This window comes from Rahnella selenatireducens (assembly GCF_046449555.1).
In the GTDB taxonomy this organism is placed as follows: Bacteria; Pseudomonadota; Gammaproteobacteria; order Enterobacterales; family Enterobacteriaceae; genus Rahnella; species Rahnella selenatireducens.
The window spans coordinates 104033-124179 of record NZ_JBKEZJ010000012.1 but is presented as its reverse complement, the minus strand read 5'-3'; the positions used below and the strand labels follow the sequence as shown (position 1 = coordinate 124179).

Annotated in this window: 17 protein-coding genes and 1 other RNA gene; 5 read left to right on the top strand and 13 right to left on the bottom strand. The window is 53.8% G+C overall.

Translation table 11 applies throughout. From position 1 onward, the window contains the following. Window positions 1-42 precede the first annotated feature (42 nt). The 5 genes from gcvT to ACLBVC_RS18795 all read right to left on the bottom strand — a co-directional run bounded on the left by gcvT (window position 43) and on the right by ACLBVC_RS18795 (window position 5858). Window positions 43-1140, bottom strand: coding sequence for a glycine cleavage system aminomethyltransferase GcvT (gene gcvT, locus ACLBVC_RS18815; protein WP_410150876.1), 1098 nt, complete (start codon window positions 1138-1140; stop codon window positions 43-45). A 322-nt stretch (window positions 1141-1462) separates the two neighbouring features. After that, window positions 1463-2689: an FAD-dependent 2-octaprenylphenol hydroxylase gene (gene ubiI, locus ACLBVC_RS18810; protein ID WP_410150875.1), complete on the bottom strand. Its 1227-nt coding sequence runs from the start codon at window positions 2687-2689 to the stop codon at window positions 1463-1465. Between the two features lie 28 nt (window positions 2690-2717). Continuing rightward, complete coding sequence (gene ubiH, locus ACLBVC_RS18805; protein ID WP_410150874.1) at window positions 2718-3896, bottom strand: 2-octaprenyl-6-methoxyphenyl hydroxylase; 1179 nt, start codon at window positions 3894-3896, stop codon at window positions 2718-2720. Between the two features lie 18 nt (window positions 3897-3914). Further along, window positions 3915-5231 (bottom strand): Xaa-Pro aminopeptidase, encoded by a 1317-nt coding sequence (gene pepP / locus ACLBVC_RS18800; protein WP_410150873.1) that lies wholly within the window; start codon window positions 5229-5231, stop codon window positions 3915-3917. A gap of 54 nt (window positions 5232-5285) precedes the next feature. Next, complete coding sequence (locus tag ACLBVC_RS18795; RefSeq protein ID WP_101075350.1) at window positions 5286-5858, bottom strand: YecA/YgfB family protein; 573 nt, start codon at window positions 5856-5858, stop codon at window positions 5286-5288. Between the two features lie 253 nt (window positions 5859-6111). Here ACLBVC_RS18795 and zapA point away from each other — a divergent pair, with 253 nt between their 5' ends. From zapA to asr, 4 genes are all read left to right on the top strand, one after another. Then, window positions 6112-6441, top strand: a complete 330-nt coding sequence (gene zapA / locus ACLBVC_RS18790; RefSeq protein WP_013576788.1) for a cell division protein ZapA — start codon at window positions 6112-6114, stop codon at window positions 6439-6441. A 49-nt stretch (window positions 6442-6490) separates the two neighbouring features. Further along, a non-coding RNA gene (gene ssrS / locus ACLBVC_RS18785) (6S RNA) lies at window positions 6491-6674 on the top strand. Between the two features lie 39 nt (window positions 6675-6713). Continuing rightward, window positions 6714-7310 carry a 5-formyltetrahydrofolate cyclo-ligase gene (locus ACLBVC_RS18780; protein ID WP_410150872.1) on the top strand — a complete coding sequence of 199 codons (597 nt, stop codon included), beginning with the start codon at window positions 6714-6716 and terminating at the stop codon, window positions 7308-7310. Between the two features lie 181 nt (window positions 7311-7491). Beyond that, window positions 7492-7911: an acid resistance repetitive basic protein Asr gene (asr, locus tag ACLBVC_RS18775; protein ID WP_410150871.1), complete on the top strand. Its 420-nt coding sequence runs from the start codon at window positions 7492-7494 to the stop codon at window positions 7909-7911. A 352-nt stretch (window positions 7912-8263) separates the two neighbouring features. Here asr and serA read toward each other — a convergent pair whose 3' ends face one another. Continuing rightward, complete coding sequence (serA, locus tag ACLBVC_RS18770; RefSeq protein WP_195813877.1) at window positions 8264-9502, bottom strand: phosphoglycerate dehydrogenase; 1239 nt, start codon at window positions 9500-9502, stop codon at window positions 8264-8266. Window positions 9503-9842: 340 nt separating this feature from the next. Continuing rightward, on the bottom strand, window positions 9843-10505 hold the full coding sequence (rpiA, locus tag ACLBVC_RS18765) for a ribose-5-phosphate isomerase RpiA (protein WP_152327761.1): 663 nt from the start codon (window positions 10503-10505) through the stop codon (window positions 9843-9845). A 215-nt stretch (window positions 10506-10720) separates the two neighbouring features. Between rpiA and ACLBVC_RS18760 the strand changes: the two genes are divergently transcribed. Continuing rightward, on the top strand, window positions 10721-11623 hold the full coding sequence (locus ACLBVC_RS18760; RefSeq protein ID WP_101075345.1) for a LysR family transcriptional regulator ArgP: 903 nt from the start codon (window positions 10721-10723) through the stop codon (window positions 11621-11623). Window positions 11624-11754: 131 nt separating this feature from the next. On the opposite strand, the gene ACLBVC_RS18755 is transcribed toward ACLBVC_RS18760, so the two are convergent. From ACLBVC_RS18755 to ACLBVC_RS18730, 6 genes are all read right to left on the bottom strand, one after another. Then, a complete protein-coding gene (locus ACLBVC_RS18755) occupies window positions 11755-12474 on the bottom strand; it encodes an oxidative stress defense protein (RefSeq protein WP_195813876.1) in 720 nt (239 codons plus the stop codon). 122 nt (window positions 12475-12596) lie between these two features. Next, on the bottom strand, window positions 12597-13214 hold the full coding sequence (gene argO / locus ACLBVC_RS18750; RefSeq protein WP_195823736.1) for an arginine exporter ArgO: 618 nt from the start codon (window positions 13212-13214) through the stop codon (window positions 12597-12599). A 185-nt stretch (window positions 13215-13399) separates the two neighbouring features. Next, entirely contained in the window at window positions 13400-14275 is an 876-nt protein-coding gene (gene mscS / locus ACLBVC_RS18745; RefSeq protein ID WP_410150870.1) for a small-conductance mechanosensitive channel MscS, read from the bottom strand. Between the two features lie 135 nt (window positions 14276-14410). Next, a complete protein-coding gene (locus ACLBVC_RS18740; RefSeq protein ID WP_410150869.1) occupies window positions 14411-15679 on the bottom strand; it encodes an MFS transporter in 1269 nt (422 codons plus the stop codon). Window positions 15680-15734: 55 nt separating this feature from the next. Beyond that, the gene (locus ACLBVC_RS18735) at window positions 15735-18833 is read right to left on the bottom strand and encodes a beta-galactosidase (protein ID WP_410150868.1); all 3099 of its coding nucleotides are present in this window, start codon (window positions 18831-18833) and stop codon (window positions 15735-15737) included. Between the two features lie 134 nt (window positions 18834-18967). Then, window positions 18968-20050, bottom strand: a complete 1083-nt coding sequence (locus tag ACLBVC_RS18730; protein WP_410150867.1) for a LacI family DNA-binding transcriptional regulator — start codon at window positions 20048-20050, stop codon at window positions 18968-18970. Window positions 20051-20147: the final 97 nt, after the last annotated feature.

The following is a 20147-nucleotide window of genomic DNA, read 5'->3' as shown; positions in this document are numbered from 1 at the left end:
TGAAAACGTTTTAAATTTTTATATGTCAGCTAATCGAATGGGTTACTGCACCAGCGGTTTGCCGTTACGAACAAAGCCTGGCTTGGTGACTTTTACCGGCATTTCGCGGTTACGGATTTGGACAATAGCGTTTTCGCCAATGCCCGCCGGAACGCGCGCCAGAGCAATACTGTAGCCGAGAGTCGGGGAGAATGAGCCGCTGGTGATCACGCCTTCCAGCGTATTACCCGCACCGTCGGTAAATCGCACCGGCAATTCGTTACGCAGTACGCCTTTCTCTGTCATCAATAAACCGACAAGCCGTTCAGTGCCCTGCTCGCGCTGTCTTTCCAGTGCGTCACGGCCAATAAAGCTGCGATCTTCAGGCGCCCACGCGATGGTCCAGCCCATATTGGCCGCCAGCGGTGAAACGCCTTCATCCATTTCCTGACCGTAAAGGTTCATGCCGGCTTCCAGACGCAGCGTGTCACGCGCGCCGAGCCCGGCAGGTTTAACGCCCGCGGCCAGTAATTTCAGCCAGAAATCAGCAACCTGCTCTTGCGGCAGTGCGATTTCATAACCGGCTTCGCCGGTGTAGCCGGTCGTGGCAATAAAGAGGTCGCCCGCCTGCACGCCGAAGAACGGTTTCATGCCAGCGACGGCTTGCTTTTGTTCTGCGTTGAACAGCGTTTCGGCTTTTTCTTTCGCCTGCGGCCCCTGAACAGCAACCAGCGCTAAGTCATCACGCACGGTCAGTTCGATGCCGTACGGTTCTGCATGCTGCGAAATCCATGCCAGATCCTTTTCGCGGGTCGCGGAATTCACCACCAGGCGGAAATAATCTTCAGTGAGGAAATAAACAATCAGGTCGTCGATCACGCCGCCGGACGCATTGAGCATGCCGGTATAAAGGGCTTTGCCCGGGACGGTGAGTTTGGCGACGTCATTCGCCAGAAGGTAACGGAGGAATTCGCGGGTCCGTGCGCCGTGAAGGTCAACGATGGTCATGTGCGAGACGTCAAACATACCGGCGTCCTGACGCACAATGTGGTGCTCATCCAGCTGCGAGCCGTAATGCAAAGGCATCATCCAGCCGTGGAAATCGACCATACGCGCACCGCACGCCACGTGTTGTTCATAAAGCTGAGTCTGCTTAACCATCTTATTCCTCATGACGAAAAGGCTGCCTGAAAATGTAAAAATGACAGGGAGCGCAAACGATACCCTTTATTTGAACTTACCACTGAATCCCCCTGCTAACCATAAGATAAAATATGTGGAGCAGAACGAATGTCAGTAATTTCTCAGGGGCATTGTGCAGAGTTTTTGACTGGTAAACTGGGGTTTGTGGCGCAAAATCTACAAATAAACACCAAAAGTATCGATGTTATATAACGGTGAGGCCGGATTTCTCACCCTTTTCAGAATGGGGAATCCGGACTCGAATTAGAAAAAGTAATGGTAAAACTGAGCTGAAATTAGATTATTTCAATCGAATTGAATCGTCCTGTAACCATTCAGGAAGATCGTTGAGACCCATCGCCTGACGGACCAGTTGCGGTTTTACACCCGGCAAGGAATCCGCCAGCGTCAGGCCGATATCACGCAATAATTTCTTCGCCGGATTATCCCCGGCAAACAGTTCGCGGAAGCCCTGCATTCCCGCCAGCATCAGCGCCGCGCTGTGTTTACGGCGGCGCTCGTAACGGCGCAAATACATGTGCTGACCGAAATCTTTGCCTTCTTTTTGCAGACGTTTGATTTCAGAAGCCAACTCGGCGGCGTCCATAAAGCCTAAGTTAACGCCCTGCCCGGCCAGCGGATGCACGGTGTGCGCCGCATCGCCCACCAGCGCCAGGCGCGGCGCGGCGAAACTGCGGGCATAGCGGCCAGTCAGCGGGAAGGTCACGCGTTCGCTCTCGACAGCGCAAACCCCCAGACGCAGGTCAAACGTGCTGGCAAGGATTTTATTGAATTCTTCCGGTGCCAGGGCGCTCAGACGCTGCGCTTCATCCGGCGAAACCGACCAGACGATAGAAGACAAATGGGCATCCGCCAGCGGCAGAAACGCCAGAATACCTTCACCGTGGAAAACCTGTCGTGCAACAGACTGGTGCGGCTCTTCGGTGCGAATGGTCGCAACCAGTGCATGATGGCGGTAATCCCAGAACGTCAGCGGGATATCGGCATGCTGACGCAGCCACGACTGTGCGCCGTCAGCGCCGACCACTAAACGCGCGCTGAGCTGGCGGTCATCGCTGAGAGTCACGAACGCATCGTTTTCGCCCCACGCGACATTTTTCAGCGTCGCAGGTGCGAGCAGCGTGATGTCAGAAGCATTTTCTGCCCGCTGCCACAGGGCACGGTGAATCACCTGATTTTCGATGATATGGCCAAGATGACTGAACCCGTATTCTTCGCCACGAAAGGCAATTTTACCGAAGCTGTCACGATCCCAGACTTCCATTCCCTGATACGCATTCGCGCGCTGAGCGATGATGTTGTCCCAGACGCCGATATATTTGAGCAGGCGCTCGCTGGCGGCATTGATTGCAGAAACGCGCAGGCCCGGCTGCTCCGGCAAAGGTGAATCGAGATCTGGCAGCTGGTTTTCCAGCACGGCAACGCGCAGGCCGCTGCCCTGTAATCCGCATGCCAGCGCCAGACCAACCATTCCGCCACCGGCGATAACCACATCAAAAGATTGCATAATTTTTCCTGTAAGGCCCGGAACGGAATTAACGGTCAACCCAGCCGAGCGTCCGTCGGGTAAACGCATCTCGCAACGGCGTGATGCCTTCCATCGCCAGTAAACCCAGATTGCGGCCGACCATTAACGGCAGATAACGGTTGGCAAAGAGGTGGATCAGGCCGTCGGTAACGCCGATGGTCGCCTGCTGATCGGGCTGACGGCGGTTCTGATAATCGCAAAGTACGCGATAACTGCCGACGTCGTTGCCCTGCTTTTCGGCACCTGCCAGCGTTTCCGCCAGCGTCATCACATCGCGCAGGCCGAGGTTAAATCCCTGACCGGCAATCGGATGCAGCGTTTGCGCCGCGTTGCCCACCAGCGCCAGACGATGGCTGATATGGCTGTTGGCTTTTTGTAATTGCAGCGGATAACTGAAGCGTTTACCGGCCTGTTTCAGGGTGCCCAGACGCCAGCCAAAGGCCTTTTGCAGTTCGCTGAGGAACGTCGCCTCGCTCCAGTGATCGATTTCTTCACGGGCTTCGCGGGGGTGGCACCAGACCAGCGAACTGCGCCCGTCGGACATCGGCAATAAAGCCAGCGGTCCGTTTTGGGTGAAGCGTTCGAACGCCCGGCCGTTATGCGGTTCACTGGTGGCGATGTTAGCAATGACGGCAATCTGCCCGTAATCCTCACGCTGCCAGCTGATATTGCAGGCTTTCGCAAGAGACGAATGGGAACCGTCAGCGGCGACCAGCAACTGCGCGGTAAGCATTTCGCCACTGTCGAGCGTGACACTCGCGCTGTCGATTTGTCTTTGAACATCAACCACTTTTGCCGGGCAATGCACCGTCACACCAGGCGCCTTGCTGAGCATGGCAAACAGACGGTTACCGACTTCATGCAGCTCAACAACGTGACCGAGCGCTTCAACACCGTAATGTGCTGCAGTGAGATTAACAAAAGCCGCATGACCGCGATCGCTGACGTGAATATCACGGATAGGCGTCGCGATTTTTGCCAGTGCGGGCCAGATCCCGACGCGCGCCAGTTGCTGGCAGGTTCCCTGCGCGAGCGCAATCGAACGGGCATCAAAACCCGGATGTCCGTGCTCTTGCGGCGCGGTGGCTTCCACCAGATGCACCGGCAGACGCCCTTGCGTCAGCGAGGAAATCGCCAGCGCCAGCGTGGCACCGGTCATTCCGCCGCCAACAATCACTATGCTCATAGAGAAACAATGCTCATATTATTTACGTGCCGCCGCCATTAAGGCTTCGATATCATCGGCTTCTTTCACCACGTCGCCGGTCAGAATTTCGATGCCGGTCGCGGTGATCAGAATGTCGTCTTCGATGCGAATACCGATGCCGCGATACGCTTCCGGAACGTCGGCGTCCGGCGCGATGTACAGACCCGGTTCAACGGTCAGCACCATGCCCGGTTCCAGCGTACGGCTGCGATCTGACGAGCCATAATGGCCGACGTCATGAACGTCCAGACCCAGCCAGTGAGACAGGCCGTGCATGAAGAACTGACGGTGCGCCTGTTCGGCATACAGCGTGTCGACATCGCCTTTCATCACGCCAAGTTTCAGCAGACCTTCAATCATCACACGCACGGCCGCTTCGGTCGCCGCCTGGATGCTGCTGCCCGGCTTTAAAACGTCCAGCGCTTTGTATTCTGACGCCAGCACGATGTCGTAGATTTCGCGCTGCGCTTTGCTGAATTTGCCGTTCACCGGGAAGGTACGGGTGATATCGCCCGCATAGCCTTTATATTCGCAACCTGCGTCGATCAGCACTAAATCGCCGTCACGCATCTCACATTCGTTTTCGGTGTAATGCAGAATGCAGCCATTTTCACCGCTGCCGACAATCGTGTTGTAGGAAGGAAAACGCGCGCCGTGGCGGTTGAATTCGTGATGAATTTCGCCTTCGAGCTGATATTCGAACATCCCCGGACGGCATTTTTCCATGGCGCGGGTGTGTGCCAGCGCGGTGATTTGCCCGGCACGGCGCATAACCGCGATTTCTTCGGCGGATTTGAACAGACGCATATCGTGAACCCACGGACGCCAGTCAGTGATGGTCGCGGGCGCGGCGAAGTTCTGACGAAAACCTTTACGCAGTTTTTCCATCGCAAGATTAACGATTTCATCGGCATAGGCATATTCGCCCTGCGCGTGATAGACCACATCAAGGCCGTTGAGCAGTAGATGAAGCTGGTCGTTGATGTCGCCGAAAGGCAAGGCTTTGGTCACACCCAGCTTAGCCGGTGCCGCTTCCTGCCCCAGACGACGCCCGAACCAGATTTCAGCGGTGAGATCACGCACGCGGTTAAACAGCACGCTGTGGTTATGATTTTCATCACTTTTGACCAGAATCAGCACGGCTTCCGGTTCGTTGAAACCGGTGAAATACCAGAAGTCACTGTTCTGACGATACGGGTATTCACTGTCGGCGCTGCGCGGGGCTTCGGGGGCCGCAAAAATTATCGCAGCACTTCCCGGTACCATTTTCGCTAACAGAGCCTGGCGACGGTTCTCGATCTCTTGCTGAGTCATCACTTTCTCCTGAAATCGTTTTAGTTCGTTATTATTAAATGTGTTCTCAAATAATCAGTGCAACGTGCGGGTGTTTTCCGGTGCAGACGGCAGGCTGTGGCCAAATTCGCCAAAGCACAAAATGGCTGCCACACGGACGTACTCCACCACTTCCTCTAAAGATTGCGCCAGTTGTTCCTGATCTTCATCTTCGTCGTAGCCAAGTTGCGCGATGCTACGCAAATCATCGATGGCTTCGCCGACTTCGCCTTTCACTTTCGCAAGTTTAGGCTGCATCATGCCAAGGCCGAGCAGGAAATGGTTGACCCAACCGGCGAGCGCATCGGCACGTTCGAAGACGCTTTTGTCATCATCGGGCATCATCATTTTAAATTCGAAGCTGTCATCTTCCAGCGTATCGGAGGTGACTTTACGTAGCTGTTGCAGCAAATCCGCCAGCGTATGCGGGAAGGCCAAACCTTCATTGGTCAAATCATGAACCATCGTCAGCCAGCTGCCGTCGCGGTTGCCGCCACACAGTAAGCCACTGATCAGACCGTGCATTTCTGCTGCGGTCAAAGCAACCGATTGTTGTTTCAGGTTTTGATCCAACGAATCGTAAGTAGGGTAAGTATTCTCAATAGACATGCGCATTCGCCATCGTTGGCAGGTTAAGTTCGTGTTATGCTACCACCAAGGTCTGTCGTAGTACCAGATTAGCAGCCCGCAATCAGGCTCACTTTGGCCTGAATGGCACACCCTGAACAATCGGGCAGCAGTCAGCCGGTCAAGGGGTTGTAACCTGGTATTGAGATAGTTATAGTGGCGCCCGCTTCCAACATCCTGCGCCAGGTCGTAGTGGTCACGTTGGGGCGGACGAATAAATCAGCAGGAAGGTGGCATGTCTGCACAACCGGTAGATATTCAAATTTTTGGTCGCTCGTTACGGGTGAATTGTCCGCCAGAACAACAGGAAGCACTGAATCTGGCAGCTGAAGATCTTAATCAGCGGTTGCAAGATCTTAAAGTTCGCACTAGAGTCACCAATACAGAGCAACTGGTTTTCATCGCGGCATTGAACGTATGTCACGAACTTGCTCAGGAAAGGTTGAAAACGCGCGATTACGCATCCAATATGGAACAACGTATCCGGATGCTGCAACAAACCATCGAGCAGGCATTGCTCGAACAAGGCCGGATCTCTGAACGTGAAGGGGCGCCTTTCGAATAACACACGTTGCTGATGTGGCTCGTCACAGGTCAGTCAGAAGCGGTAAAAAATTTCTCTGAGATGTTCGCCAGCGGGCCCGTCCCCTGAGCCGATAATTAGTACCAACAGAATGTGATGATCCGTAATCGGTGCGCATGCTCGGTCCGTCCGAGAAGCCTAAAGATTGCGACAGCACGTTCACCTTGAACCATGGGTTCAAGGGTTACAGCCTGCGACGGCATCTCGGAGATTCCCCTTTCTTTTTGGTACATCCCTTTCTGGTGTTTGTATCTATGTCGCACACTCCTCTTTTTGCTTTTGCCCGACAAAATATCCGTACTGAAATTCGCCAGCGTAGAAAAAATCTGACTGACGGTCAGCAAACACTGTTTGCCCTTCAGGCGGCCGATCAAGTTGCCGCACACCCTAAAATTAAGTCTGCCAGCACGATTTCAGTTTTTCTGTCCTTCGACGGAGAGCTAGATACCACGCCGCTGATTCAGCGCCTGTGGCAGGAAGGAAAAGAGCTTTGTCTGCCTGTGCTGCATCCGTTTTCCCCTCACCATCTGTTATTCCTGCGCTATACGCCTGAAACGCCGTTGGTACTCAATCGTCTTAAAATCCTCGAACCACAACTCGATGTCACACAGGTTTTGCCATTATCTCAGCTGGATATCATCCTGACGCCGTTGGTCGCGTTTGACCGCCACGGACAACGTTTGGGTATGGGTGGCGGGTTTTACGACCGTACGCTGGAGCACTGGCAGGATGACGGGCCGTATCCGATTGGCTTAGCGCATGATTGCCAGCAGGTGGATACCTTGCCGGTTGAACACTGGGATGTGCCTTTACCGCAAGTGATAACGCCGGGCAAAGTGTGGACGTGGTGAAGGCCGGCTGGCTGTTAATACTTCTCTCAGATAATACTCCCCCTCAGAAAATTCCCCTTATACATACCGTTACACGCCGAAACCAATCCCTCACGGACAATAAAATCCGTCATGTCTATTATCTTCTCAACGGCCCCGCAGTGGGGCAGACACATAAACCGATATCTCTGAGGAATTAAACATGAAAAAAGTATTAGCTCTGGTTGTAGCCGCTGCAATGGGTCTGTCTTCTGTCGCTTTCGCTGCCGAAACAACCGCAACACCGGCACCTGCTGCAACTACTACCGCTGCGCCTGCTGCCAAGCACGTAACCAAACACAAGACACATAAGAAAGTTGCCCAGAAAGCGCAGGCTGCTAAAAAACACAAAAAAGCCGCTAAGAAAGCTGCTCCGGTAGCCCAGAAAGCGCAAGCTGCTAAAAAACACGTGAAACACGCTAAGAAAGCTGCTCCGGTAGCCCAGAAAGCGCAGGCTGCTAAGAAACACGTGAAACACGCTAAGAAAGCTGCTCCGGTAGCTCAGAAAGCGCAGGCTGCTAAAAAACACGTGAAACATGCTAAGAAAGCTGCTCCAGCTGTAAAAGCAACACCAGCAGCATAAGAAGTCACCAAGAAGTCTTTGTGAGGTGTTAACTCGCAATTACCAGGACTGCTAAATTTACACCCGGTTCGCCGGGTGTTTTTTTCTCCAGTTTTTATCCTGAGGTACTCCGGATGATGCTGCGCCGCTTCCAGTTCGAAATCACCCTGTCTTCACTGATCGTTTGTGGTCTGGTCAGCCTGTTCTTTTACTTCTGACATTTTCGTGAAGTGCCCTGAGATGGCGCCCGTCATCGGCTCAACGCCTTGAGCAATCTGGCAAACGACTCATCCGGTAAGATCTTCCCGTCTGCGGGAAATGGCACAAAAAAACCGCCTTTCGGCGGTTTATGTTCTGTTGCTGCGCAGGTCTGTCAGTAAAGCAAGCGAGCACGGATCGTGCCCGGAATTGCTTTCATCAGTTGCAGCGCGGTGTTCAGCGTTGTGACATCCGTTTCAGCATCGATAACCACATAACCGACTTCCGGGCTGGTTTGAAGATACTGCGCCGCAATGTTGATGCCCTGCTCCGCGAAAATCTGGTTGATGCTGGTCAGCACGCCCGGACGGTTTTCGTGGATATGCAGCAAACGGCTGGCTTTCTCGGTATGCGCTGGCAGAGAGGCTTCCGGGAAGTTAACCGCAGACAAGGTTGAACCGTTGTCAGAGTATTTCGCCAGTTTACCTGCCACTTCCAGGCCAATGCCTTCCTGCGCTTCCATGGTAGAACCGCCGATGTGTGGCGTCAGCAGAACGTTGTCGAATTCACACAGCGGAGAGTTGAACGGATCGCTGTTGGTCGCCGGTTCTTCCGGGAAGACGTCGATAGCCGCACCGGACAGATGTTTACTGCGCAGCGCATTGCACAGGGCAGGAATGTCGATCACCGTGCCGCGTGAGGCGTTGATCAGCAATGCGCCCGGCTTGATTTGTGCCAGCTGCACTTCGGAAATCATGTTTTTGGTGCCTGGTGTTTCAGGAACGTGCAGGGTCACGACGTCGCTGGTGCTGAGCAATTCTTCCAGAGTCGCAATCGGCTGCGCATTACCCAACGGCAATTTGCTTTCGATGTCGTAATAGAAGACGCGCATCCCCAGGCTTTCCGCCAGAATACCCAGCTGTGTACCGATGTGGCCGTAGCCGACAATACCCAGACGTTTACCGCGCGCTTCAAAAGAGCCGACGGCCAGTTTGTTCCAGATCCCGCGGTGCGCTTTGGCGTTGGCCTCAGGAATGCCGCGCATCATCAGCAACATTTCGCCCAGCACCATTTCGGCGACAGAACGGGTATTGGAGAACGGTGCATTAAAGACCGGAATACCGCGACGGGTTGCCGCTTTCAGGTCAACCTGATTGGTACCGATACAGAAACACCCTACAGCCACCAGTTTTTCTGCTGCCTGGAACACTTCTTCGGTCAGCTGAGTACGCGATCGGAGTCCAACAAAGTGCGCATCACGGATCGATTCTTTCAGCGATTCCGTATCTAAAGCACCTTTGTGAAATTCAATATTGGTGTAACCCGCGGCACGGAGTGTATCAACCGCACTTTGGTGGACGCCTTCCACTAACAAAAATTTAATCTTGTCTTTCTCAAGTGATACTTTTGCCATTTCCCGACCCTATATTTTTTCTGGCTGAATTCGAACTGCTAGGTGACTGCTCACAGTCAACATAACAAAAAATACGCCATCATCAATACAAACGATTGCCTGCCTGACAGCAGAAGGCTCATCGCGCCTGTTGGTTTTCAGCATTTCCTGCTGGTTAAATTTTACAGAGCAAGACGTTCAGGAGGCGTTAGTGAGAAATGTGACATAAGTCACCAAATTAAGGCTTTTGAAGAAAAGATGATTCAGTCAGAAAATTATCATCTTCATAACATTGTGTTATGACAGGGAGATGACTGGCTGCTTTCAGCAAAAGCAGCCAGATCTTCTGCTTATTGATAGGTTACTTCAGTGTGACAGTTTTTACGCCTTCAGAAGTCCCGACCAGCGCAACGTCAGCACCACGGTTAGCGAACAGCCCTACTGTCACCACGCCCGCAATTCCGTTGATCTTATTTTCCATCGCGACTGCATCCAGAATGCTCAGATTATGGACGTCGAGAATGATATTGCCGTTGTCAGTCAGAACGTTCTGGCGGTATTCCGGCAGACCACCGAGTTTCACCAGTTCACGCGCAACGTAAGAACGCGCCATCGGGATGACTTCTACCGGCAGCGGGAATTTACCCAGCACATCGACTTGCTTGGAAGCATCCACAATACAGACGAATTTTTTGGCGATCGCGGCAATGATTTTTTCACGGGTCAGCGCAGCGCCGCCGCCTTTGATCATCTGCATGAAACCGTTGATTTCATCCGCGCCGTCAACGTAAACGTCCAGAGAGTCCACTTCGTTGCTGTCGAAAACGTGAATGCCTAAGCTTTTCAATTTTGCCGTTGAAGCGTCAGAACTGGAAACGGCGCCTTCAATCTGACCTTTGATCGAACCCAGTGCATCGATGAAATGGGCGGCGGTGGATCCGGTTCCGACACCGACGATGGTGCCCGGGGTCACGTAATCCAGTGCGGCCCAGCCGACTGCTTTTTTCAATTCTTCCTGCGTCATAATGGCTTCTCTGTCTGATAACGTAAGTGGCGTGAATACGGAAAAGTGTCGGTGATTATAAAGCATGTGCCGGCAGATTGGGCAGACAAGAGCGTGACCAGATCACACTTATTAAGTGCAATTGGGTTGTAAACGCCCCGATTTTCCTCACCACAAAACCTGACAATCTGTGGCATAGTGTTCGGATAAAATTAAATCCAAGGGACAGAACTCCGATGAAACGCCCGGACTATAGAACGCTACAGGCACTGGACGCGGTGATCCGTGAGCGCGGTTTTGAGCGCGCCGCACAAAAGCTTTGCATCACCCAATCGGCGGTCTCTCAGCGCATTAAACAACTGGAAAATTTGTTCGGCCAGCCTCTGCTGGTGCGCACCGTGCCGCCTCGTCCGACAGAACAGGGGCAGAAATTACTGGCCTTGTTGCATCAGGTGGAATTGCTTGAAGAAGAGTGGCTCGGCAGTGACAGTAACAGCGACAGTAATGATACGCCGCTGCTGCTTTCGCTGGCGGTCAACGCCGACAGCCTGGCAACCTGGTTGTTACCGGCGCTGAAATCTGTGCTGGTCGATTCACCTATCCGCCTGAATTTACAGGTTGAAGATGAAACCCGGACGCAGGAACGTCTGCGCCGCGGTGAAGTGGTCGGCGCGGTGAGTATTCAGCCGCAGCCGCTTCCGAGCTGTCTGGTCGATCAACTTGGCGCACTGGATTACCTGTTTGTCGCTTCCAAACCATTTGCCGATCGGTATTTCCCGAACGGCGTCACCCGTTCCGCGCTGCTGAAAGCGCCGGCGGTTGCGTTTGACCATCTCGACGATATGCATCAGGCGTTCCTGCAACAAAACTTCGATTTGTCACCGGGCAGCGTGCCATGTCATATCGTTAACTCGTCGGAAGCCTTCGTGCAGCTGGCCCGTCAGGGCACGACCTGTTGTATGATCCCGCATCTGCAAATCGAGAAAGAACTGGAAAGCGGCGAGCTTATCGACCTGACGCCGGGCCTGTTCCAGCGCCGTATGCTCTACTGGCACCGCTTCGCACCGGAAAGCCGCATGATGCGTAAAGTCACCGACGCCCTGCTGGCACACGGCCATCAGGTGTTGCGTCAGGACTGATTCCCCCGCTATACAAAACAAAAAACCCGCCGAGGCGGGTTTTTACATGGACGTCTGTCTCTGAATATCTGAAATAATTCGAGTTGCTGGAAGGTGACTGAACGCATCTGCCGCTCGAAGTATGAAAGATATTAACGCTGGAGTTCGAACACCACATCCACCTGATCATCAAAGTGAATGCTTTGCTGTTCATAGGTTTCAGCGGCATCATTTTGCGTTGGTGCGGCGGCAGCTTTAAACATCCGCGCAACCGGCATTGGCTGGTAGTTAGCGACGTGATAACGAATGCTGTAAACCGGCCCCAGCTTGGTGTGGAAACCTTCTGCCAAAGATTTTGCCTGCTGTGTGGCGTTATCAATGGCTTTCTGACGCGCTTCGTCACGGAAACGATCAGGATTTGCCACACCCAGTTCGATAGAACGGATTTCATTCAGGCCGGATTTTAACGCGCCATCCAGCAAATCGTTCAGTTTATCCAGCTGACGCAATGTCACCTGAACCTGACGCACCGCACGGTAGCCTTTCAGCTCTGAACTGCCGTCTTTCAGGTAGTTATATTCCGGCTGCGTGCTGAGATTCGCGGCATTGATGTCTTTCTTTTCAATTCCGTTTTTCTGCAGGAAACCAAAATACTCCGCCACACGATCGTCGGCCTGTTTCTTGGCGCTCGCGGAATCTTTTGCCGATACGCTCACTTCAATCGCCAGCGTCGCGATATCCGGTGTGGCGTCAACGCTTGCCGTACCTGATGTCACCACGTGCGGCCCGGCAGGAACTTCTGCCGCGTGCAACGCCAAAGGTAAAGTCCCTAATCCCAACATCGCTGCTACAGCCAATGCTTTCAGTTTCACAGTGCCTCCATTAATCATCAAAGATCTGGCAATAGTTAATTCATTCAATCCGCAAAACCGTAGCACAAACCGTTACAACAGAAACTAAGATTAGTGACAAAAACCTGTTTTCGGGCAAAAACTCAAAATACGCCGGTCTGACGCGCGAGTTGAATCGCGATCCCCCACATGATGGTGCCGACGATAAAGTTGATGACGCGCTGCACTTTGCCGGTGTTTAACCAGGGCGCGAGTAATGCAGCGAGAATAGCCAGCCCGAAGAACCACAGCACAGAAGCACTGACCGCGCCGAGCGCAAACCACGAACGTTCATCGTGGCTCAGGCTTCCGCCCAGGCTGCCCAATACGACGAACGTATCGAGATAAACATGCGGATTGAGCCAGGTCACCGCCAGCATGCTGACGACAATTTTCCAGCGGCTTTGCTTCGCCACTTCGGCCTGCGCCAGTTCAGGATTTTTGCTGAACGCCGTACGGAACGCACCCCAGCCATACCACAGCAGAAATGCCACGCCGCCCCAGCTCACCAGAGCCAGCAACAACGGCGATTTACTCAGCAGCGCGCTGCCGCCAAATATCCCGCCGCAAATCAGCACGATATCGCTCAGCGCGCATAAAGACGCAATCATCAGATGATACTGACGGCGAATGCCCTGATTCATCACAAACGCATTCTGCGGCCCGAGGGGTAAAATCATTGCGGCGCTCATCGCCAGTCCTTGCAGGAAAATAGCCAGCACGTGAGTATCCTTAAAGAGTAATAACAGAGATTGCGCGCAGTGTAAGGGCTTTGGTGTCATAAGAGGAAATGGATATTTCTAATCGGTCATTAGCCTGGCTTATTTGTGAGAAGCCCGATTTTAAGACACAAAAAAGGCGCCCGCAGGCGCCCGAACAGTAAAAATCTGTAATGCGGTTTATTCTATCACGCCCGCTGTTCTGCCTCTTGGCTGGCATCGGCCACACGGTGCAAATGCACATCCAGTTGCGGGTACGCGATATTGATTTTGTTCTCGTCGAGTGCGCGTTTAAACGCTTCCAGCAAATCCCAGTAAACTTCCTGAGCATCGCCGTTGGTGCTCCAGACGCGCACCACAAAATTCAGTGTTGATGCGGCCATTTCGTTCAGACGAATGGTCACCCCTCGCTCATGCTGAATGCGCTTGTCAGCGGCAATAATATCGCCCAGCACTTTCTTCACGACATCAATATCGGAATCATAGCCAACGCCCACGATGATTTCGGTACGACGATTCGGCTCACGTGAGGTATTGATGATGTTACCGGCGATGATTTTACCGTTCGGTACGACGATCATTTTGTCATCCGGGGTTAACAGCGTAGTGGAGAAAATCTGCACCTGCGTGACAGTACCCGCCACGCCCCCCAGATCCACATACTCGCCCGCGCGGAACGGACGGAAGATCACCAGCAGGACGCCTGCGGCAAAGTTGGACAACGAACCTTGTAATGCTAAACCGACGGCCAAACCTGCTGCACCGATAACAGCAATCACCGACGTGGTTTGTACGCCGATTCGCCCCAGAACCGCAATCAGCGTGAAGGCGATAATCGCGTAACGCACCATGGCGGAGAGGAAATCGGAAACGGTCAGGTCAATACCACGAATTTTCAGCACACGGCTGACGGCACCCGAGACAATACGGGCAACAATCAGGCCCACAATCAGAATAAAGATGGCGGCCACAATATTCACAGCATAATGAAGCAGTAAAGCCTGGTTTCTCACCAACCAGTTGCCGGCACTATTAATACCGTCCACAACGTTTAAATCATCCATTTAGCGTACCCCAAAATAAAACCCTGTCGGGCTGAAAGAAACCAAAGCTGCCCGATACAACGGGCAGCAAGTGCTCTTTAAGGTTAACGAACAATGCGATGAAGTGCCAATCGCCCGATGAGAAAGGCTATCAGATTAGGAATTTACGCGGCTGTTCTTAAGCGTTTCGGGCGTTTTGAATGCCTGCAACGGCCCTCTTCCGCTCAGCGTGAAAGCTGAGATCACCGTGAATGTCAGCGCCACTAATCCCAGGATCAGGTACGTGCCGTGGAAGCCGATACGGTCATACATATTCCCGGCGAAGACGGACATAAACATGATCGCCACCTGTTTGAAGAAGCAGAATGTCACCAGATAAATCGTCGCGGAGAAGCGCACCTCAAACACTGAAGTGATGTATTTGAAGCAGCCGACAATCAGGAACGGCACCTCAAACATGTGCAGCGTTTTGAGCACCACGACTTCCAGCGGCGATGAGGCAAACGACGAGCCAATGATGCGGATCGACATAATCGTCCCGGCTAACAGCAGCGCATTTTTTCCACCAATACGGTTCACGATAAGCGGTGCGAAGAACATGATGCAGGCGTTCAGCAGCTCGCCCATGGTGGTGACGTAACCGAACACACGCGTGCCTTCGGATGACGAATCAAAGAACGAGGTAAAGAAGTTGGCGAACTGCTGGTCGAAGACGTCGTAGGTGCAGGACACGCCGATCACATATAGCGCCAGAAACCAGAGTTTGCGGTCTTTGAGCAGCTCAAGGGCAATCTTCAGGCTGAACGGTTTGGTGTTCGCGCCCAGTTCATTTACTACCCGCGCGGTAGGCGTGACTTCCGGTTTGGCAATCAGTAAAAGGATTGCCAGAATGACCGCACACCCTGAACCGAGCCAGAAAACAAATTCGTTGTTGATGGTGAACATGATGCCGACCACCGACGCGCAAAGCGCCCAGCCGACACAACCGAACATCCGCGCGCGGCCAAATTCAAAGCTGCTGCGGCGGCTGACTTTTTCGATATACGCTTCAATCGCAGGCGCACCGGCGTTGTAAATCAGGCCGAGATAAATCCCGCCGACCACCGAACCGAGATAGATATTAATTTTCAGCAGCGGGCCGAACACGTAAATAAAGAACGGCGCGAAGAGAACCAGCATGCCGGTGATCACCCAGAGCAAATGCTTTTTCAGCCCCAGCTTATCGGCCAGCAACCCAAAGACCGGCTGGAAGAGCAGGGAGAACAGCGAAATGCTGGCAAATATTATGCCGGTGTCACTTTTACTGATCTGATTGATGTCGTGCAGCCAGATAGGGAAGAACGGAAAATACGCCCCCATGATGAAAAAATAGAAGAAGAAGAACAGCCCGAACATCCAAAAGTTAGTATTTTTCAGGTAATACATAAGCAGTTTCCTTACGACTGAACGCTGCGCCGCAGCGGGTTAACGCCACGGCGCGTCAGGCACGTTTCCAGGTGAAAGCGTAGTGATAGTGGGTTGAGGTCAGCAGGAAATCTGGGCTGACGCTCGGACTCCAGGAATCATCACCGCCGACGCCCATATGGAAGCCGTCGATGTTCAGCCATGTCCCTTCTTCTTCACGCAATAAATGGCGGTGGCTGGTGTCCATCAGCTGTTGCAGGCTGTAACGGCTCAGGCCAAAGTGGAAATTACCCTGCAGCGTCCATCCGGCGAATTCCAGTTCACGCGTCTCACCGCGCAAACCGTTTTCAGTCGGGAAAACGTACGGCGTATACAGTTCACGAAGCGGCAATGTCCAGCGCCCATGCTGTGCAGCCAGGCGGCGATCCGGATAATTTTCGTGCGGTCCCAGTCCCAGCCAGCGGACATTCTCAGCGGTATCTGCCAGCTGGCAGGTCATGCCGATGCGCCCCGGCGACGGCACATTTGACGCCACGCGAACATTCGCGCTGATATGCAGTTCGCCCTGATTGTCGATACGGTAAGTTTTACGGCTCAGCAAGCGGGTTTCTCCGCCAGCCAGATACGCATGCGAGGTGTTGATGATTACGCCGTCTTGAATCTGCCCGGCGCTGATGCTGATTAACTGCGATTCAAGCTGATACATTCCGGCCGCTTTCCAGCGTTCCACCCACGCATTCGGATCGATGCGCGTGGTTTCGCTGACGCCGATATCGTTATCAACCGGGGCGCGGACAAACTGGTCGCGAAGCGCCGAAAGCAGGCGTGGCGTTTTGCCATCAAACCACTGTTCCAGCAGGCCGCTCTTCTGGCAGAACTGCCAGCGTTGTGCGCCGTGAACCACGGAAATATTTCCGCCCTGAATATCCAGAACCGGCGCGGCGGCAGAAGCTTTTTCCGGCTCCGGCAGGCTCAGCGCCTGCGGTAACTGCCACTGATCCCATGCGCTGCGGTGACCCGCTTGCGACCACGCCGTCGCCTGCGGCTGATGAACGGCAATATTCAGCCACAAATCGCCGTCAGTTTTCGGCATCGCTCCCAGTTCGAGTTTTTGCACGCCGTTCGGCGCAATATCCAGCGTCGCTTCACCCTGCGCAATCACTTCACCATCGCGTTCGATACGCCAGACCAGCTGTTCGTTATCGCTGCGGCGGAACAGGTATTCGCTTTGAATTTCCAGCGTCAGAGGCGATGTGCTGGCCAGTGAAAACTGGAAAAACTGCTGGGCGCGCTGCGCTTCAAACAGTGACGGATGCGGCGTGCGGTCGGCAAAGACCAGGCCATTCATGCAGAACTGGCGATCATTCGGCGTATCGCCAAAATCACCGCCGTACGCCATATGGCGCTCGCCGTTTTCGCCCGTTTTCAGCAGGCTCTGGTCAACCCAGTCCCAGACAAAACCGCCCTGCAAGCGCGGGAACTGACGGAAGGCTTTCCAGTATTTGTCAAAGCCACCAAAGCTGTTGCCCATCGCGTGGGCATATTCGCAGAGGATCAGCGGACGCGTTTCATCCGGCATGCTGATCCACTTTTTGATGGACCATTTCGGTACCGCCGGGAATGGCTGATCCTGCTCCACGCGGGAATACATCGGGCAGATAATATCGGTCGCCGCGCTGTTGGCGCCGCCGCCTTCGTACTGCACCGGACGCGTCGGATCGACGGATTTGATCCAGCGGTACATCGCATCGTGATTCGCACCGTGGCCGGATTCATTGCCCAGCGACCAGATGATGATGCACGGATGGTTGCGATCGCGCTGAACCATGCGGGTGACGCGTTCGCTGAACGCATTGAGCCAGACCGGATCGTCCGATAACCGGTTCATCGGCTGCATGCCGTGGGTTTCGATATTGGCTTCATCGACCACGTACAGACCGTACTGATCGCAAAGTGTGTACCACAACGGATGGTTCGGATAATGCGAGCACCGCACCGCGTTGAAGTTGTGTTGTTTCATCAGCACTATGTCGCGGCGCATGGTCGCTTCATCCATCACCTGACCGTTTTCCGGGTGATGTTCGTGCCGGTTGGTTCCGCGGATCAATACCGGCTGGCCGTTAACTTTCAGCAGCCCGTTGCTGATTTCCACCTGACGGAATCCGACGTCGCAGGCTTCGGCTTCAATCAGCTGGCCTTGCGCAGAGATGAGGGAAATAACCACGCGGTAGAGCGAAGGCTGTTCGGCGCTCCACAAATCCGGCTGGCTGACCGGCAACCGCAGCGTGGTTTTATCAAACGCATTGCCGCGTTCATCAATAATTTCACTGCCCAGCGGCTGCTGGTATTCTGCAACGAACTTATCACCCTGCCAGAGCTGAACGCGAACCTGATAATTCGCAGCACTTTCCTGCGGCACAGCGGCGCTGACCTGCACTTCCAGTTCAGCCTGCGTGAAACCGTGGAACAAATGCGTGCGAACCTGATAATCCGTGATTTGTTCCGCCGGTTTGTGCAGCAAAGTGACGTCGCGGAAAATCCCGCTCATACGCCACATGTCCTGATCTTCCAGATAGCTGCCGTCGCTCCAGCGCAGCACCATCACCGCGAGCCGGTTTTCACCTGCATGCAGCACGTCGCTGAGATCGAATTCCGCCGGTAAACGGCTGTCTTGGGAATAACCGATCCATTTGCCGTTGCACCATAAATAGAAGGCGGAATTTACGCCATTGAACACAATGCGCGTCTGGCCGCTGCACAGCCAGTCTTTATCCACACTAACTGTGAGCGAGTAACAACCGGTAGGGTTTTCTTCCGGCACAAACGGCGGATTAACCGGGATCGGATACTGAACGTTGGTATAAATCGGTGCATCGTAGCCCGCAAGCTGCCAGTTTGACGGCACCAGAACTTTATCTGCATCGGCAAGATCGTTTTCCAGCCATTGTTCGGGTACGGCTTCCGGCCGGCTAAAATAGCTGAAGTGCCACTCCCCGTTCAGGGAAATTACATTGGCAGAATCCTTGTTAAATCTTGCATTTTCACTTTCACGCCAGCTGTTAAAAGGCGGGTGTGCCGCCAGACGGTTGTACTGCGTCGATGACGGTTTTTCCCAGTCACGACGCCCCAGAACGGTGGCGAGTGACGACAGTTTTTCATCCGCTGATAATGTCATAATGATTCCCCTGCAAAATTGTTATGCGCTCACAATAAGATAAACATGCGTAACGGGAACGATTAAGTAAAGCAAGGGAGTACGGGAAAGGGACGCGGATCACAAATTCCGCGTCAGAAAAGCAAAAAAGTGAATCAGCGCGGGCTGAGCTGACGGGCGATACGTAGAAGTTCCTGAGACATCGCTTCCTGTGAAACAGCCGACTCACCGGGTTTCGACGTCGTGTGGCGCTCCACCAGAGAAGTCGGCAATAATAGCGACGATTGCTGCTTATCGCCATGATGATGCAGATGGGCAACCAGCCGGTTGACGCTTTCGTGCCCGAGCAGGCGGAAATCCTGCTTAATGGTGGTCAGCGGCGGGAAGAAAAACGCACTGTCTTCCGTGTCATCGTATCCGATAATAGAAATTTGCTCCGGCACACGCAGGCCAAATTCATGCACCGCACGCAGCACTCCGAGTGCCATCTGATCATTGGCAATCAGGATCGCCGTAGGGCGCACCGGCTGGTTGAGCAGCAATAATGCCTGCTGATAGCCGGAAGCAGCGCTCCAGTCGCCATGTTGTACAGCACAGGGCGTAATCTGGTGCTTTGCCAGCGTACTTAGCCAGCCTTCGTAGCGCAGTCGTGCAGAGATAGATTCCAGCGGGCCGGTCAGCACCGCAATTTTCTGATGCCCCAGCGCCAGAAGATGTTCAACGCCCTGCTCTGCCCCGCAATGCGGATCGAACAGAATTTTAAAGACGTCCGTCTGCGGATCGACATCCAGAAACAGCGCCGGCAAATCGCCACACAGTTGCGCAATCGCACCGGCATCATCATTCGAGAGCGGCACGTTGATCAGCACGCCATCAACCCGCTGCGACATCAGTTCGTTCACCGCCGTGCGGCAGGCCGGAAGGCTCAGATTATCAATCATCGAGATAACGACGTTAAAGCCTAACTGATTGGCGCGGGTTTTCATTGCGGAAGCAATTTGTGACGGCGCATGGAGCGCGAGTTCAGTGGTCGCCAGCCCCAGCGTATAACTTTGTTTCCCGGCCAGCTGCTGGGCAACGCGATTCGGCACGTAGTTCAGCGCCGCCATGGCCTGCTCGACTTTTTCCCGCGTCTTTGCCGAGACGTGCGCCGCCTGATTCAGCACGCGTGATACGGTCTGATAAGAAACACCCGCCTGGCGCGCGACGTCATCGAGGGTGACAGATTTTGGCTTCATGGCTCTCTCTTAGGGGGCGGTCGGAAATACGTAACGGGCTATTGTGTCTGGAAAACGGGCGATAAAAAAGGGGCCGAAGCCCCTTTGACGATTCTCC